This is a genomic window from Bacteroidota bacterium (assembly GCA_018831055.1).
Lineage (GTDB): Bacteria > Bacteroidota > Bacteroidia > Bacteroidales > B18-G4 > M55B132.
This window is the reverse complement of sequence record JAHJRE010000205.1, coordinates 1-16,747: the sequence shown is the minus strand read 5'-3', so window position 1 is coordinate 16,747 and position 16,747 is coordinate 1. Positions and strand designations below refer to the sequence as shown.

The 16,747-nt window shown below is 43.9% G+C and carries 13 protein-coding genes; 6 read left to right on the top strand and 7 right to left on the bottom strand.

Features of this window, described 5'->3' with window-relative positions:
- The 3 genes from KKA81_13570 to KKA81_13560 form a co-directional block, all read left to right on the top strand.
- Positions 1-1,068, top strand: a 1,068-nt coding sequence (locus tag KKA81_13570) for a DNA gyrase subunit A (GenBank protein ID MBU2651953.1), incomplete at its 5' end; no start/stop codon positions are given.
- 152 nt (positions 1,069-1,220) lie between these two features.
- Positions 1,221-2,360, top strand: a complete 1,140-nt coding sequence (locus tag KKA81_13565) for a tetratricopeptide repeat protein (protein MBU2651952.1) — start codon at positions 1,221-1,223, stop codon at positions 2,358-2,360.
- A gap of 181 nt (positions 2,361-2,541) precedes the next feature.
- The gene (locus KKA81_13560; protein ID MBU2651951.1) at positions 2,542-4,371 is read left to right on the top strand and encodes a T9SS type A sorting domain-containing protein; all 1,830 of its coding nucleotides are present in this window, start codon (positions 2,542-2,544) and stop codon (positions 4,369-4,371) included.
- A 64-nt stretch (positions 4,372-4,435) separates the two neighbouring features.
- Here the strand turns inward: KKA81_13560 and KKA81_13555 are convergent, their stop codons facing one another.
- Entirely contained in the window at positions 4,436-5,092 is a 657-nt protein-coding gene (locus tag KKA81_13555) for a peroxiredoxin (GenBank protein ID MBU2651950.1), read from the bottom strand.
- A 120-nt stretch (positions 5,093-5,212) separates the two neighbouring features.
- On the opposite strand from KKA81_13555, the gene KKA81_13550 reads away from it, so the two are divergent.
- Entirely contained in the window at positions 5,213-6,145 is a 933-nt protein-coding gene (locus KKA81_13550) for a hydrogen peroxide-inducible genes activator (GenBank protein ID MBU2651949.1), read from the top strand.
- Positions 6,146-6,148: 3 nt separating this feature from the next.
- On the opposite strand, the gene KKA81_13545 is transcribed toward KKA81_13550, so the two are convergent.
- The gene (locus KKA81_13545) at positions 6,149-7,513 is read right to left on the bottom strand and encodes a GIY-YIG nuclease family protein (protein ID MBU2651948.1); all 1,365 of its coding nucleotides are present in this window, start codon (positions 7,511-7,513) and stop codon (positions 6,149-6,151) included.
- A 7-nt stretch (positions 7,514-7,520) separates the two neighbouring features.
- A complete protein-coding gene (locus KKA81_13540; GenBank protein MBU2651947.1) occupies positions 7,521-8,321 on the bottom strand; it encodes a LexA family transcriptional regulator in 801 nt (266 codons plus the stop codon).
- 261 nt (positions 8,322-8,582) lie between these two features.
- On the opposite strand from KKA81_13540, the gene dinB reads away from it, so the two are divergent.
- Both dinB and dnaE read left to right on the top strand, forming a co-directional pair.
- On the top strand, positions 8,583-9,731 hold the full coding sequence (gene dinB, locus KKA81_13535) for a DNA polymerase IV (protein ID MBU2651946.1): 1,149 nt from the start codon (positions 8,583-8,585) through the stop codon (positions 9,729-9,731).
- The gene (gene dnaE / locus KKA81_13530) at positions 9,731-12,670 is read left to right on the top strand and encodes a DNA polymerase III subunit alpha (GenBank protein ID MBU2651945.1); all 2,940 of its coding nucleotides are present in this window, start codon (positions 9,731-9,733) and stop codon (positions 12,668-12,670) included. Before dinB ends, dnaE begins: the two co-directional genes overlap by 1 nt.
- Here dnaE and KKA81_13525 read toward each other — a convergent pair.
- The 4 genes from KKA81_13525 to KKA81_13510 all read right to left on the bottom strand — a co-directional run bounded on the left by KKA81_13525 (position 12,667) and on the right by KKA81_13510 (position 16,467).
- Entirely contained in the window at positions 12,667-13,485 is an 819-nt protein-coding gene (locus tag KKA81_13525; protein ID MBU2651944.1) for an SOS response-associated peptidase, read from the bottom strand. The genes dnaE and KKA81_13525 overlap by 4 nt on opposite strands.
- Before the next feature lie 10 nt (positions 13,486-13,495).
- Positions 13,496-14,491, bottom strand: a complete 996-nt coding sequence (locus tag KKA81_13520; GenBank protein MBU2651943.1) for a GyrI-like domain-containing protein — start codon at positions 14,489-14,491, stop codon at positions 13,496-13,498.
- A gap of 90 nt (positions 14,492-14,581) precedes the next feature.
- Complete coding sequence (locus KKA81_13515; GenBank protein MBU2651942.1) at positions 14,582-15,502, bottom strand: hypothetical protein; 921 nt, start codon at positions 15,500-15,502, stop codon at positions 14,582-14,584.
- 14 nt (positions 15,503-15,516) lie between these two features.
- On the bottom strand, positions 15,517-16,467 hold the full coding sequence (locus KKA81_13510) for a DUF362 domain-containing protein (protein ID MBU2651941.1): 951 nt from the start codon (positions 16,465-16,467) through the stop codon (positions 15,517-15,519).
- Positions 16,468-16,747 lie beyond the last annotated feature (280 nt).

The window sequence follows — 16,747 nt, the reverse complement described above, 5'->3', positions numbered from 1 at the left end:
GCCGATGACTTCCGTATTGAAGATACCATTCCTGATGAAGATGTTGTGCTCACCATCAGCCATATGGGGTATATCAAGCGTACTCCGCTCAGCGAATATCGCCGGCAGAACAGGGGAGGACGCGGAGCCCGTGGAAGCGATATCCGTGATGAAGATTTTGTGGAATACCTGTTTGTTGCTACCAACCATAACCATATGCTTTTCTTCACCGAAAACGGCAAGTGCTTCTGGTTGAGAGTATTTGAAATTCCGGAAGGAACTAAATCTTCCAAAGGAAGAGCCATTCAAAACCTGATTAACATTGAACCCAACGATAAAGTAAGGGCATTCATTAATGTGAAGAATCTTAAAGATGAGGAATACATAAAAAATAATTTTATCGTACTGTGTACCCAGAAAGGTACAATTAAAAAGATGGCGCTGGAAGCATTCTCAAGACCAAGACAAAACGGTATCAACGCCATCAATATCAATGAAGGGGACCGGCTCCTGGCAGCCCGCTTAACCAATGGGAACCAGGAGATACTGATGGCTCTGAAATCAGGCAGGGCAATACGCTTTAATGAAGGAAACGTCCGGGCAATGGGAAGAAACGCCGCCGGTGTTAAAGGAATTACCCTTGCCAATAACAAGGATGAAGTAATTGGAATGGTTTGCGTAGAAAGTGAAGAATCCCATATATTGGTTGTTTCGGAAAATGGATATGGTAAACGCTCCAGCCTTGAGGATTACCGGGTTACCAACCGAGGCGGAAAAGGAGTAAAAACCATCAATATTACCACCAAAACCGGATACCTGATCTCCATCAACGATGTAACCGATATAGACGATCTGATGATCATCAATAAATCAGGATTGCTTATCCGCTTGCCGGTCGAAAGCCTCCGGGTAATGGGCAGAGCAACACAGGGAGTGCGCCTTATTAACCTTCGCGATGATGACGCTATCGCTGCTGTTGCTAAAGTCAGCATCATTGACCAGGAAGATATGCCCGATGAGGTAAATGATGGTAACAATACTGAATCTAGTGAAACTCAGGAAAACAACGGTACAGAGGTGAAGGAGTAATTTTGGCAAAATTATTGTACTGTTTACAGCGTATTTTTTAAATTTGCTGTGTAACCCGTATCAGAAATAATTGCTTTATATCCTAAAACGCTCTTTATTAATAAGATAGTATTTTTTCAAGGATGCAAGGAAATATCAATAAAAATTGCTTAATGATGAAAAAGATTGCTTTCATTTTATTAATTGTATTGGCAGCAGGCACCTTAAATGCTCAAAAAGCCAAAAGGACAACCGCTTATAATTACTTAAGGAACAACAATCTGGCTAAAGCCATGGAATACATCGAACCCACCATTACCGATGAGAGTACCATGGGAGATCCCAAAACCTGGTATTACCGGGGCACCATCTACCTGCAGATAGCTACCAGCGACGATCCTGAAGTAAGAGCCCTTTCAGATAATGCTATTGAAATTGCATACGAATCCTATAGCAAAGCTAAAGAACTCGATGAATCCAATGAATACACAAATGATGTCAATAATAACCTGCTGGTCATTGCTCAGGCTTTTTACGCCAAAGGAGTGGATTATTTCAATCAAAATGACTTTGCTGGTGCTGCTACCAATCTGGAAAGAACATTTCTGATCAGCAAGGAGTTCGGAAAAACAGATACCGTTTCAGCTTATTACACTGCTTATGCTTCCCAGGTAGGAGGGAATCTTGAAAAAGCAAAGGAATACTACAACAAGCTGATTGAAATGAATTACAAAAAACCGGTTATTTACATACAGCTTAGTGAAATATTAAAGTCTGAGGGAGATACTACCGGAGCTCTGGATCTCATTCTTTCAGGAAGAGAAATTATGCCCATGGATTTTGATTTGTTAATTGCAGAAACAAATATTTACCTGCAAAAAGGTGATACTAAAAATGCAATACAAAATCTGGAAAAAGCCATAGAACAGGATGCTACAAATCCAAGTATCTTTTTTGCCGTCGGAACTAATTATGAAAATATTGGACGTTTTGAAGATGCCGAAAATGCTTACAGAAAAGCCATTGAGATCGATCCTCAGTATTTTGACGCGTATTACAACCTCGGTGCCTTATTTGTAAACCAGGCTGCAGGTATCCTCGATTCAGCCAATACATTACCACTTGAAGAAACCCAAAAATATGAAAAGATGAAGGGGGAGGCAGAAACTCTTCTTAAAGAATCCATACCTTTCCTTGAGCAGGCACTCCAGATCAATCCTGACGATAAAACGACAATTGCATCACTTAAAGAGATTTATGCCCGCTTGAACATGACCGACAAATTAAATGAACTTAACGAAAAACTGAAATAATCAATCCGGTATAAAATAAGGGAAGCTTTGTTGCTTCCTTTATTTAAAAAATCCTATTTAACATAATATTAATTATAGGACATAAATATTCTGAATTAATTTTTTCCAGAGCTCAATAATTCATTATATTTATACTTTCCTAACAAAGGAAATAATTATTGTCTAACCAAAAACCATCACCATGAAAAGAGCTTTACTTTCCTGCTTTTTAATTTTTGCTTTTATTATGGCGTACGCTCAGCCGGGATATTTCCCACCCGACAAGAACGCACGCAATTATCACATAAAGGAAACAAAAATGCATCCGGCAATGATGTCGGCACCTGCTGAGACAATTATCGGCCAGAAATTTCTCGACCAATCGGTCATAGGCTATACCTGGTACGATGCGCAAACGGTTAACTACGGAAATGTCATGGAGCGTGTCTTCGCCTTCCCCGATGGAACGATCGGCGCTACCTGGATGAATCGTGGCGAAACCGGTGATCCTGAGCGCGGCGCAGGTTATAACTATTTCGACGGGGCATCCTGGGGAACCTATACTCCTCATATTGGTCCTGCCGACCGTATGGGCTGGCCAAGCTATTCAGCCTGGGGACCAAACGGCGAAATCATGTGTCTTTATAAATACATCGCCGGAGAAGGCCCAATACTTTTCTTTAAAAGAGAAAACAAAGGCGAAGGCGAATGGGTTATGACCGAACTTACCGGTCCTACAGGAACCTCTCTTGTATGGCACTCCATGACCACCGGTGGCGAAAACCATGAATATATACACTTACTGGCCATGACCTATGACGAACCATACATGGGACAAACCAATGCTTTGCTCTACTACCGTTCCTCCGATGGTGCCGAAACATGGGATATTGATGGAGTGATCATCGACGGATTGGGTTCCGATTATTTCGAAAGTATCAACTCACTCAGCTTCGACTGGTCGAATTCCGTCGGAAGCAACATCGCCTTTACATACGGATTTGATGAATATGGCGGAAGAATATTCAAATCCACCAACAACGGCGATACCTGGGATAAAATCGATGTTTTTGAAGTACCCTACACTCCTTTCAACCACCCCGATGATAGCCCGGATATCCCCTGTGGCGTCGGTTCTTCAGGAATAGTTCTTGATTCACAAGGCAAAGCTCATGTTGTTTTTCCAAGAATGGTCAAACTCTTCGTTCAGGGCGAAGTTAACTGGTACCCATATACAGACGGACTTATCTACTGGAATGAGGACATGCCGGTTATGGATACAACCCTTATCAGCTCATACACAATGGATTACCTGTATGAGGCCGGCAACCTTGTCGGATGGGTAACATCCTCCGAGCCCTATGAAATCCCCTCCGGACAACCTAACTATGCTAATGCGCTTTGCGCTTTCCCGCAGATATCCATTGATGCACTCGATAATATTTTTATTTCTTCCAGCATTATGTCTCCGGATTATTCAAGCGGAACCCATTTCTACCGCCATATCATTGCCAATGCTTCTTTTGATGCCGGTACATCCTGGGAAGGACAAATTGACCTGAATACGGATATTATCTATATCTTCTCTGAATGTGCATACCCTCAAATGCCTGCTTATATTGAGGATTTGGTGCATATTGTTTTCCAGGAAGATAATCTGCCCGGTACTTTCGAGTGGCCGAATGAGCAATCCGCAGCCGTTAACAACAACATTTATCATGTTAGCTATCCCAAGGATTTCTTTATCGGGATCAAAGAAAATCAACCCGGGAATACTATCCTGATGTCGGAGATCTTTCCGAATCCGGCTCGTCAGAACATAAACTTCAACCTGTCGCTTGATCAGATTTCTGAACTAACCATCAATATTTTCAACCCCGTCGGCCAGATTGTAAAATCAATTCAGATCAACTCCTTCAACGGGAACAATGAAAATGTTTCCGTTAATATCCAGGATTTACCTGCAGGCATTTATTACTGTACGGCTGAAGCCGGTACAAACAAAACCACAAGGAAATTCATGGTTTACTGATAAAAACAAAAACAGGAATCCCGGATTCAGGGATTCCTGTTTACTCTTACTTGAATGTGATCTTTTAATTCAAATCCTTTTTGCAGAGATAAAAATCTATCCGTTCGCAGGTAGTGTCTTTCATCCGCTCATTCATTTCATCAAGGGTCTTTGGCGGAGGAACTATCACTTTATCACCCTTTTTCCAGTTCAAAGGCAGCGCCACCTTGTACTTATCGGCTGTCTGAAGGGCAACCAGAACCCTGATGATCTCGTCCATATTCCTTCCAACGTTCAGCGGATAATACATGATCAGGCGAATCTTCTTGTTCGGGTCGATAAAAAATACCGCTCTTACAGCTGCAGTTTCACTTTCATTGGGCTGAAGCATGCCATACAACTTCGAAACTTTCATGTCGAGGTCGGCTATAATCGGAAAATCAAAGTAAACACCGGTCTTCTCCTTAACATTGTGAACCCAGGCCAGATGCGAATGAATGCTGTCTATGCTAAGACCCAACAATTCTGCGTTCAGTGCATCAAATTCACTCTTTCTTTCGGCAAAACCACTCATCTCGGTTGTACACACCGGCGTGAAGTCGGCAGGATGCGAAAACATAACTATCCATTTGTCCTTGGCAAAGTCCGATAATTTAATGGTTCCCTTGGTTGTAACAGCCGTAAAATCAGGCGCAATGTCCCCGATACGCGGCATCATTGTAATTTCATTCTTTTCTTCCATAATTAATCTCCTTAATTTTAAATTCTTAAATCATAATTCCTAATTTTCTGCAAATATCATTCATTTTATTATATTTGTCAAATCAATAATATCTATTTTGATATAGCATAAACTTATAATATGACCATTCAACAACTGGAATACGTAATAGCCCTGGATAATCACAGGAACTTCGTCCGTGCAGCGGAATCCTGCTTTGTCACCCAACCTACGCTGACCATGCAGGTTCAAAAGCTGGAGGATGAAATAGGGTTTCAGATCTTTAACCGTACCAGGAAACCATTACAGCCAACCCGCCAGGGAGTGGAATTTATTGATGGGGCAAGAAGGATCATAAAGGAATACCGTTTGCTAAAGAGCAAGATTACCCAGGAAAAAGAGGAAGTAAGCGGGATGTACAGGATCGGTATTATTCCCACGTTGGCCCCCTATCTCATCCATCGCTTCCTCCCCCATTTCATTCGCTATTTACCGGATACACGACTGATAATCTCGGAAATGCAAAGTGAACACATTATATCGGCCATAAAAAAAGACACTATTGATATCGGAATTATGGCCACTCCGATCAATGAAGATCAGATAAGGGAAATTCCGGTTTATTACGAACCATTCCTGGCATATTTGCCGGCCGGGCATCCTTTATTGGAAAAGGAAATCCTGGATCAGAATGAGCTTGGTATAGATGGTTTGTTACTGATGGAAGAGGGGCATTGCTTCCGTAACCAGGCCCTGAATATTTGCAGCGCTACAAAAAGGAACGATGAGATGTCGTTTGAATATCAAAGTGGCTCAATCGGCTCTTTGCTGAGATTAGTGGAAGAAGGTGCCGGATACACATTGTTGCCGGAGCTTTCTCTGGAACACGAAATAGTTAACAAAGACAATATCAGGAGGTTTATCCATCCGGAACCCAGCCGCGAGATTGGAATAGTGGTTCACAGCACTTTTTCCCGTGATGGACTGATCATGGAGCTAAAAAACACGATATCGGGTAATATTCCCGAATCGTTCCGCAAAGACGAGAGCTTTATTCGCATAAAATGGCGCTGATGCTCATTGTATTGCCGGCTCCCCAATTTTCAAAAGTGTAACCTTGTCTTTATGGCTTCTCAAATACCCTTTAAGAATGATATGGGTATCCCGGTTTTCAGGATAGGGTTTTATGCAATCCATCAGGGCTTCGGCATAAGCCGTTTCGTTGATATCCATGTATCCGAAACCGCAGTAATGACCGTTTACAATTTTAACCACCGATCTTTCATCCCTGAAGCGGCCACGGTCAATAATAAAATAGCTATCCTCCGCGCTTATGTACCTGGCAATAGCTTCTTCAACACGATGATTATATGTTTCATGACCTTCCAGACCTGCACATGCTCCCTGGCAACGGTGGATCTGATGATGAAAACATGGGCCCTGGGTTTTGTATAATCCACAGTACTTTTGGCAAAGTGTATAGTTTTCCAGGAGATAATTAAGATGTTCACGACCTTCACGGGCATTGGAATAACTGGTGAGGGGATGATCGCCCGCTCTTATCCTTCTGATTTCAAGGTTTATAAACCCATCCTTATCCGGAAAATCAAACAAGCCATAAGGGTAACTGACTCTTCGTTGTTGCCGGTTAAAAGGAGGCTTATGCCTTTTTATCTCATAAGACTCCAGTAAAAGGGCAATCAACTCGCTTCCCGTAAGCTCATAATGGATGCCGGCCATTTGATCCCTCATGTCAATAGCCCGTTTGGTGATGTTATTGTTCAGATGAGAGATCACCCTGTCTCTGATATTCACGCTTTTTCCGATATAAATAATCTGCCCTTCTTTATCGAGAAAGTAATACACACCAATGTCCTCCGGCAACCTGTCAACAACAGAAGGTTCCAGTCCTGAACTGTAATGGCGCAGGGATGACTCCAGGAAGTTTCTTTCCTTCGACAATAGAAACTCGAAAAGCCTGGCCGTTGCCATGGCATCTCCGGCTGCACGATGTCTCGCTGAATTGGCTATTTCAAGATCTTTGCATAAAGACCCAAGCCCATAATGCCTCCGTCCGGGTAACAGTTTGCGGGCCAGCTTCTTGGTGCAGATGGTCTTTCTTTTAAAATCGTAGAATAAACGCTGGAACTCATGTCGAATGAACCCGTAATCAAAAGCAACATTATGACCGACAATCACCTTGCCTTCCGTCATCTCCACAATTTTTCGGGCAACCTCAAAAAAATACGGTGCTTCCGCAACCATCCGGTTATCTATTCCTGTCAGGCCGGTTATCATGTGTGGGATCCTTTTTTCCGGATTAAGGAGGGTTTGAAAACTATCAACCACTTGGTTCCCGTCATGCACGAGGATAGCAATCTCCGTAATTCGTTCTGATTTGGCATTCAGCCCGGTCGTTTCTACATCAATAACGGCATACATAATCTTCTCAGAGGTTTAAGCTGGTCTGTATTGCATGCACTTGTTTTTTCAACTCCTGTAACTCCCCTGCCATCCTATCCATGGGTAAATTGGGCTCCGGTAGCTCTGAACTGATGTAATGGACAAATTTCCACATTTCCTTGACCTGGGTAACAGGTATTTCATAAGGTTCATAAAGAGGGTTCAATGAGCTGAGCCTGAGTACACCTTTCGTTTCTATCTGGTTGTCAACGATCTTAAACACAATGCCATCATCAAGAGTAAGGATGATGTGAGGGAAATTATTACGGGTAGCCTTCCAGTTCTGGACAAACTCTCCGGTAACCCACGATTTATCAGGGATGGGGAGCATTGAATCCCCCTGTATCTGGAAAGTCCGGTATTTCCTGTTCTTCGATAAAAAAGGAAGCTGGAAAGCCGGCAATATCCTGATGAATTCAGGATCCGCAAACCCACGGGTATAACCTGCCATGGCCTTTTCATTCACCAGCTCGATATTTTCCTCATTATCGCTGTTCACGGTAGTGGCCAGAACACGCAGGCTGCTTCCGTTCAGATACACATCAAAACCCTTTTCCAGCTGGGAAAGCTGGCTTTCAGCAAGCCCGGCAAGATCTATCCTGATCAGCGTATCAATGGCAATGTTGTAATACTTCGAAAAAGCCATCAGCGCTTCTATGCCCGGCTCGGCAACATTGTTTTCGTAACCGCTCAATGTCGGCCTTTTCATGTTCAGCGCATGAGCCACATCATCCTGGGTGCGGCCGCGCCGCTTCCTGAGAAGCTTAATGTTGGAACTGAAATACATCTTAATGTTTTTTTGTACAAGGAAACTTACTGTTGCAGGTTACAGGCTGCAGGTTACAACAGGTTGCAGGTTAACGCACCTCGCTTTCTGTACCCTGCACCCTGTACCTTGTAACCTGTAACCTTTTGCTCCCTTTAACGATTCACATACATAATTTTCCTTGCCTTGTATTATTAATTTGATTATATTGTAATCAAAATTTTGATTAAATTTTAATCAAAAATACAACAAATTTCTAAAATGTCAAGTAATTCTTAAAAAATGTACACAGAAGAGCGTTGTATCGTGCATTTCGACCTCGATACTTTTTTTGTATCGGTAGAGCGTTTGCAGAACAGCCGGCTGCAAGGCAAGCCGGTGATCATCGGGGGGCTTTCCGACCGGGGTGTGGTTGCCAGTTGCAGTTATGAAGCCAGGAAATTCGGTGTGCACTCTGCTATGCCGATGAAAATGGCCCGATCCCTCTGCGGTGATGCGATGGTCATACGGGGTGACATGGACCTTTACAGCCGCTATTCGAGAATGGTCACCGGCATCATTGCCGAACAATCGCCCGTTTTCGAAAAAGCCTCCATTGATGAGCATTATATAGACATCACGGGCATGGATCGTTTTTTTGGCTGTTACCGGTGGACACATGAGCTGAGGGAACGCATTACCCGGGAAACCGGATTGCCTATCTCTTTCGGTTTGTCGGTAAACAAGACCATTTCGAAAATGGCTACGAACGAAGCCAAGCCAAACGGAGAATTGCAGATTCCCGGTCAGCAGGTCATGCCTTTTCTGTCTCCCTTATCCATCCGTAAAATCCCCATGATAGGTGCCAGATCATACCAGTTGCTCCGCTCCATGGGTGTTTCCACCGTGGGAACGTTAAGCCGTATCCCCCCGGAAATGATGGAAAGCCTCATGGGAAAAAACGGCATTGTAATATGGAAAAAGGCTAACGGGATCGACCATACCCCTGTTCAGTCCTATTCCGAACGCAAATCGATCGGCTCGGAAACAACATTCGAGTCCGATACCATCGATATTGCCGAAATACAGCGGATCATAACCTATAAGGTAGAAAAGCTGGCCTTTGAACTTCGAAAAAAGCAGAAACTGGCTTCCTGTGTAACGGTAAAGATCCGTTATGCGAACTTCGACACACACACGTTACAGCAACAGATACCTTATACTTCCTTCGACCATATCCTGATAAAAACAAGCCTGGATCTTTTCAGCAAGCTATATCAGCGCCGTATGCTGATACGGTTGGTAGGTGTCAGGCTTAGTGGCCTGGTGGGAGGAGTGCAGCAACTCGACCTGTTTGAAGACAGTCCGGAAATGATCAGCCTTTACCAGGCTATGGACAGTATACGCATACGCTTCGGGAAAACGGCAATCAGAAGGGGAATTGGAGTATAATGTACTGGAATTCACATTCATATTACAGTCTGCGCTACGGTACCCTTCCGGTTGAAAAACTCGTGGAAAGGGCAAAAAGTCTGGGGATAGATGCCCTGGGCCTTACCGATATCAATAATTCCTCCGGGGTCATGGACTTTGTAAAAGCCTGCCGGGAAAACGGTATAAGCCCCATGGCAGGCATCAGCTTCAGAGACGGGGATAAGCTACTCTATACCGGCCTGGCAATGAACAATGAAGGTTTCAGAGAGCTGAACGAGTTTCTCAGCAACCACACCCTGGAAGCTACTGCTCTTCCCTCCCTCCCTCCTGCCTTTACCAATGCCTTCGTGGTGTACCCTTACGGCAGCCGCGATACCAAAGGGCTCCGGGAAAATGAATATATCGGGGTAGGGATCAGGGACGTATCGCGCCTGCCGTTTTCCAGGTACCGCTATAGCCAGGATAAACTGGTCATCCAGCATCCGGTGGTACACAGAGGGGGTGAAGATTTTCTGTTGCATCAAAATCTCCGGGCCATTGACCTCAATACCTTGATAACCAAATTAAGACCAGACAATCTTGCCGGTATTGAAGCCTTTATGGTATCTGCAGAGAAGCTACTCCGGCGTTACCAGGATTTCCCGGAGATCATCGCCAACACCGAAAGAATGATGCGTTCCTGCAGTATTAACTTTGATTTTCAGTCGGTTAAGAACAAAAGGACTTTTACCGGCAGTGTTTATGATGATCGCATATTGCTGGAAAAACTTGCCCGTGACGGCCTGGTTTACCGTTACGGCAAATCCTGTGAACAAGCCCGTAAGCGTATGGAAGGGGAGCTTGAGATCATCTCTAAACTTGGTTTTGCCGCTTACTTTCTGATCACCTGGGATATCATCCGCTATTCCATGTCGCGGGGCTTTTACCATGTAGGCAGGGGCAGCGGGGCCAACAGTCTGGTAGCTTATTGCCTGAAGATCACAGATGTTGACCCTATTGAATTAAACCTTTACTTCGAGAGGTTTATCAATCCGAAGCGCAGCAATCCTCCCGATTTCGACATCGACTATTCATGGAATGAAAGGGATGAAGTACAGGATTACATCTTCAAGCGCTACGGTCGCAATCATACTGCTTTGCTCGGAGCCATGTCGACCTTTAAAGGCCGCTCCATTTACCGGGAACTGGGCAAGGTTTACGGACTCCCGAAGAATGAGATCGACCTTTTGGTAGAGCACCCCGGGTCGGAATTCAACAACAGCGAGATCATCCGGAATATCCACTCCCTGGCGGTTAAAGTGATCGACTTTCCGAATATCCGGAGCATCCATGCCGGGGGTGTGCTGATCTCTGAGGAGCCTATAACGTATTACACCGCCCTTGACCTGCCCCCCAAAGGTTTTCCAACCACGCAATGGGATATGTATGTCGCCGAGGATATCGGCTTTGAGAAACTTGATATCCTGAGTCAACGGGGCATTGGCCATATTCGCGACTGTGCGGATATTGTCATGGAAAACCGTGGCATCAAAGTCGACGTTCATCAGGTGGAAAAGTTCAAACAGGATCCGGATGTGAAGCGCATGTTGAGATCCGGTGAGACCAACGGTTGCTTTTACATTGAAAGCCCGGCTATGCGCGGCCTCCTGAAAAAGCTACACTGCGATAATTACCTCAGCCTTGTGGCTGCCAGCTCCATCATCCGCCCCGGTGTAGCCCGCTCAGGAATGATGAAGGAATATATCCGGCGTTTCCATAATCCCCGGGGCTTTTCATACCTTCACCCGGTAATGGAAGAACAACTCAGCGAAACCTATGGTGTTATGGTTTATCAGGAAGATGTCCTGAAGGTTTGTCACCACTTTGCAGGGCTCGACCTGGCCGATTCCGATGTACTAAGGAGGGCAATGAGTGGCAAATTCCGGGGGAAAAAGGAATTTCAACGCATTGTGGAGAAATTCTTTACCAATTGCAAAGAAAGAGGGTACCCGGATGAGATCACCCGGGAAGTATGGCGGCAGATAGAGTCTTTTGCCGGGTATTCGTTCTCCAAAGCCCACTCGGCTTCGTATGCGGTGGAAAGCTACCAGAGTCTTTTCCTGAAAGCCCATTATCCGAAAGAGTTCATGGTTGCCGTAATCAACAATTTCGGCGGATTTTACACTTCCTGGGTTTACTTTAATGAAGCCAGGCGCTGGGGTGCCAATATACTCCTGCCCTGTGTCAACAACAGCGAATACAAGACCTGCATACGGGGGGAGGATGTTTACATCGGTTTTATTCACCTCGCCAACCTGGAAAACAAAACGGCATGGGCCATTGTTTCGGAGAGAAATGCCCATGGGACCTTTGCTTCCCTGGAAGATTTTTGCGCAAGGGTTCCGGCAGGGATAGAACAAATGGTGATCCTGATCCGTGCAGGGGCCTTTAGTTTTACAGGAAAGACCAAAGCCCACCTTCTTTGGGAAGCCCATCTCATCATTGGTAAGAAAAACCGCACACCCGAAAGTAATCCGCTATTTCGCCATTCCTCAAAAGGATTTCGCCTTCCCCAGCTGGAAAACAGCCCGACGGAAGATGCCTACGACGAAATCGAATTACTGGGCTTTCCGGTGTCGTTAAGCTATTTTGATCTCCTTCAATCGCCTCCTGAAAGCTGTTTCCTTGCCTCCGGACTTGCAGAGTCAATTGGTAAGATTATTGAAATCACAGGGCTGCTGGTCACGATCAAATACGTAAAGACGATTAAAAGGGACATCATGCATTTCGCCGCCTTCCTTGATAAAAGCGGGGAATTCTTTGATACCGTTCACTTTCCGGATGCATTGAAGAAATATCCTTTCCGGGGAAATGGAGTATACCGGGTCACAGGTAAAGTAGTGGAAGAATTCGGATTTCCCAGTATTGAGGTTCATAAAATGGAGAAAATGGCTCTTGTGAAAGATCCGAGAGCTTAGTTTTCCCAAAGCAGGTCAAGGGGATCGGTATATCTTTTATTGCTGCCCATACCCTGTAAGGTGAGGTCACTGCGGGTTCTTACCTCGTATTCCGGAGCCAGCCTCTCCCCTGCCGGTTTTAAAAGTTCCGGGCCATCGGCTTTTGGATTACGGATGCGATCGGATATTGGATAAGCATTCATTTTCTCAGCGGGATATGGTCTGAGTAAGTGCGTAACTCCCGAAAGCGGCAGGTCATTATCCAGCCATAGCGCTTCATCCCTTTGATCCAGAATTACCGGGGATCTATGATGGGGTATGCGTTGAAGTAAAGAATTTGCCACAGTGGTGATAATCGCAAAGGAATGGATTACCTCTCCTGTCTCCTTGTTGGTCCACGAATCCCATAACCCGGCAAAAGAGAACGGCCTTATTCCATCCTTAAGATAAACAACAAATGGCTTAGCCAGTTTTTCCTTAATAGTGCCTTCAATGAAACAATCTGCAGGAACCAGACACCTCTGCGAACGGATAGGTTTTCTGAAAGCCGGCTTGGTTATTATTCCCTTGCTGCCTTTATACTCCGGGTCATTTTCCTGGTTATGGTCGCCTTCAGCACGGGCATTGAACAGGTACATGGGTTTCCTGGCCCAGAAAGGGGTTAATCCGAAATAGAATAACTGGATTTCACGGGGTTTATCCCCTGTGATGACAGGTGCCTGGTTCCCCGGGGAAATATTATAAGCCGCCTTCCATTCCAAATGTTCCGGGAACGTAACATTGAAACGCTTTTCAATCACCTCTGCTTTCTGAACCAGGACATACCTGCCGCACATAAGTTTCTTTTTACTTTATAGGAAAATAAATCAATGTCTCCCATTTGTTGGGATCGGGCTCGGTGACCGGGTCGTTAAGATATACTTCCCAGGGCCCTCCGGCCATTTCCAACTTATTATGCTTCAAATATTTATCCATGGCCATGTAAACGGCTTCCGACTGATCATAGGGTCCAATAAACAAGCTCTTCAAAGCCTTACCACCTGGGGTAAGAGTGCTCTTCATATTCAGTTTCTCAGGTAATTCCTTGTCGACCGGAAACCCAGCCTCAATTACGGTATGGCCTTCCGGATCCCAGGAATGGAAGACACAATAAGCAGGACCGGTTATATTTGCTTTTCTGGCAGTAATATATCCGCTTAACAGTTCATAGAGCTCAGCCATTTTCATTCCCATCTGATCAAGTGTCGAACTATCGGTGATGGAAAGCGCGATAACAGGTTCCACCTCAGTGACCTCAATATCGGGGAAGTCGGGCATCCCTTCGGCAACTTCTTTCAGTTTATTTAATCCTTTTTCGAAATCCGGCCCCATCATACCATCTATCATCAAACCCATATAACGGGTAATGGGATTGTATCCCAAATCACCCTCATCGGTCCAGGTTACCCTGTATCCCTCCTCCTCCGGTTCAAGGAACATACTACCCTGCGACCGGTATTTACCTCCGTCGAATTTAAGTTCATATTCCATGATTTCATAAGGAATCAAACGGGTTATCATCATCTCACCGTTTCCCATTATTTCTCCATCCCATTTTTGAATAGCTCCCTCTTCACAGGATCCGATAAACTCGATCGTGGCTGCAGAATCAAGCTCCTTTCCCCAGGGAGTCCAATTTTCCCAGTTGTTGTAATCACAAAACTGATCAAAGATGATTTCTTTGTCTGCATTAATAACCACGCTGCGTTCGATATAATACTTACCGGGCAGCAAATAAGAAATGATCACCAGGATAACCAAAATTGCAATAATCCAGATAATTACTTTGGTAAATGTTCTCATAATAATTGATATTTAAGGATTTACACAAATATAATACAATTGGAGGCTCCAATGCAAAAAAAATTATCAAGCGGGCTAATGTAATCCTTTCTAATTTGAGATAAGGTCGATGTTCAACCTGATCTCCCTGCGGAGAGGTTCAACATTCATATTTCCTGTATGAATTATAAGAAAAACATATTTCTCATAAACAGACACAGCGATTTTGTTATTTATATGATCTGAAGCTGAAAAATCAATCCCTTTTTGTACAAAATTTGAGTATTTCCCGGTGGTAGCAATCATATCTGCAATGGCCCCATATTGTATTTGAGCATTGGCAACATTGGTACATTCCAGTACCAACACTTTATAGTTTTCATATATTCCTGCTACCCCAATTTTAAAATTGTAAATATTTGACTGGCTAAGCGGGTAGATATTGTTTAAACCTACCGGACCCTTGAAAATCTTCATTTCAGGATAATCGGAGTGGGTAATGGGCAGAAGCTGTATAACCATCAATGGCTTAAAGGTTGACATTTTGATCTTTCCGGCTATTCCGGCAGAAAATTTATTGAGAATGTTTTCAGCTTCCTTGTCGGGAAGGTTAGTATTCAACTTAACTACAAAACGGTCCTTGGAGAAAAGTGCATAATCGCCGAGAATTTGTCCGGCGTCACCCAGATTATCAGGCACATCATCTTTCATCTGCATCATCGTGTATATCCCAAAAGCAGCCTGAGGGTCCGTCATCTCGTAGATCTCAACAGAAAGTGAACCCTCATCATTTTTATAATCGGCTTTGATAACATTGGAAAAACCATATTCAAGAAAAAGATCAGCCCCTCCATTGATCAGGGAAAAAAGCTCATCTCCTGAATATTTTTCTACCTCCTGAACAAGAAGAAAACTCCCCAACAACTCTTCCGATGGAAGCAAGTCTTCCGGATGAATTGAATCCTGGGCCAATGCTGTAAAAAATAAAAAAACAAAGAAAGTGGTTAAAACTAAAAATCTGGTTCGTTTCATAACTAATTGGGTATTTAGGTTTCCTTGACAATAATCATTGACAGATCGATTTCCCCCTGACCTAATTCATGTGCTTTTACTATATGGAGAATATCTGAGGCTTCATAACCAAGCAAGCGGGCGCCCATGGAATCGGTTGCAACAATATCCGTCCCTGCCAGTATTTTTTGTGGTTGTTTAATCTCACCCGGACCTACGGGTCCATTGGTAGTTATAAAATAGGAGGAATCAACAATCACAAGGTCGGGTTTCCGGTATAGGTTTATCTCTGCAAGGCTTTGCCCCAGATGTTCCGGATCATTTTTTGTTCCTGCACCCAGGTGCATAAATACATTGCTTTTACGTGTACAGATTCCCATCATGTTCTTTATGGCCCCGGTATACAAGGTGGTCGCATGATGCTTCCCAATGGCAATATTGATAAAAACATCACAGTTATCTATTGCTTTTACGATCTCCATGTCTTTGAGCAAAACTGCACCCTGGATTTCAGGAACGGTCCTGAAATCTTCCTCATTAAATTTGGCAGGAAAAACATTGGATTCAACACTTTTCACTTTATCCATTAATTGCTGAAGATCAGAATAATGCATACTGCGTTGCCAGTATTCATCTTTGATTTTCTGCAGGCAGATAAACTCCTGCGCACCTGCATCAACACATTGCTGAATAATGGAAAGAACGATATCAGGATTGACATAGGCTCCTCTGTCTTCAAAGTCAGAATTAACCAATAACCCAACAATCTGTCCTTGGCCGACAAAACGTTTCATACCACCAAGCATCTCGACGGCTTTCCTGGTATTATCGAAATATTCTTCTCCATTAACCACCACAAGGTCAGGAGTAGTTTTAAGAATGCTTCCCCATGATATCCTGGGGATCAATGATAATCCAACAATTGAGGCCGCCCCGGCTAACGTTCCCTGGCGAAGAAATGATCTACGGTTTAGCTTATTACTCATATTATCCTTTTTGGTGTAAATATAAGAATTAAATATGTCTCCTTATTTACCGCACGTAAAGCCATCCTTTAATTTTATTTTCCCGGAAATGGTATTGGTAGAAAATAAAAAAATGAGTATCGGGAATGATTAATATCAAGTTACCTATACTCTATGTTTACAGGCTGCAGGTAGCAGGTTACAGGCTACTTGTAGTGTGGGTGATGAGTGATGAGTTGTCGCTTGCAACCTGTCGCCTGTAACTTTGTGTTAATGTTTCCTGATACTCATAAATAAAAAT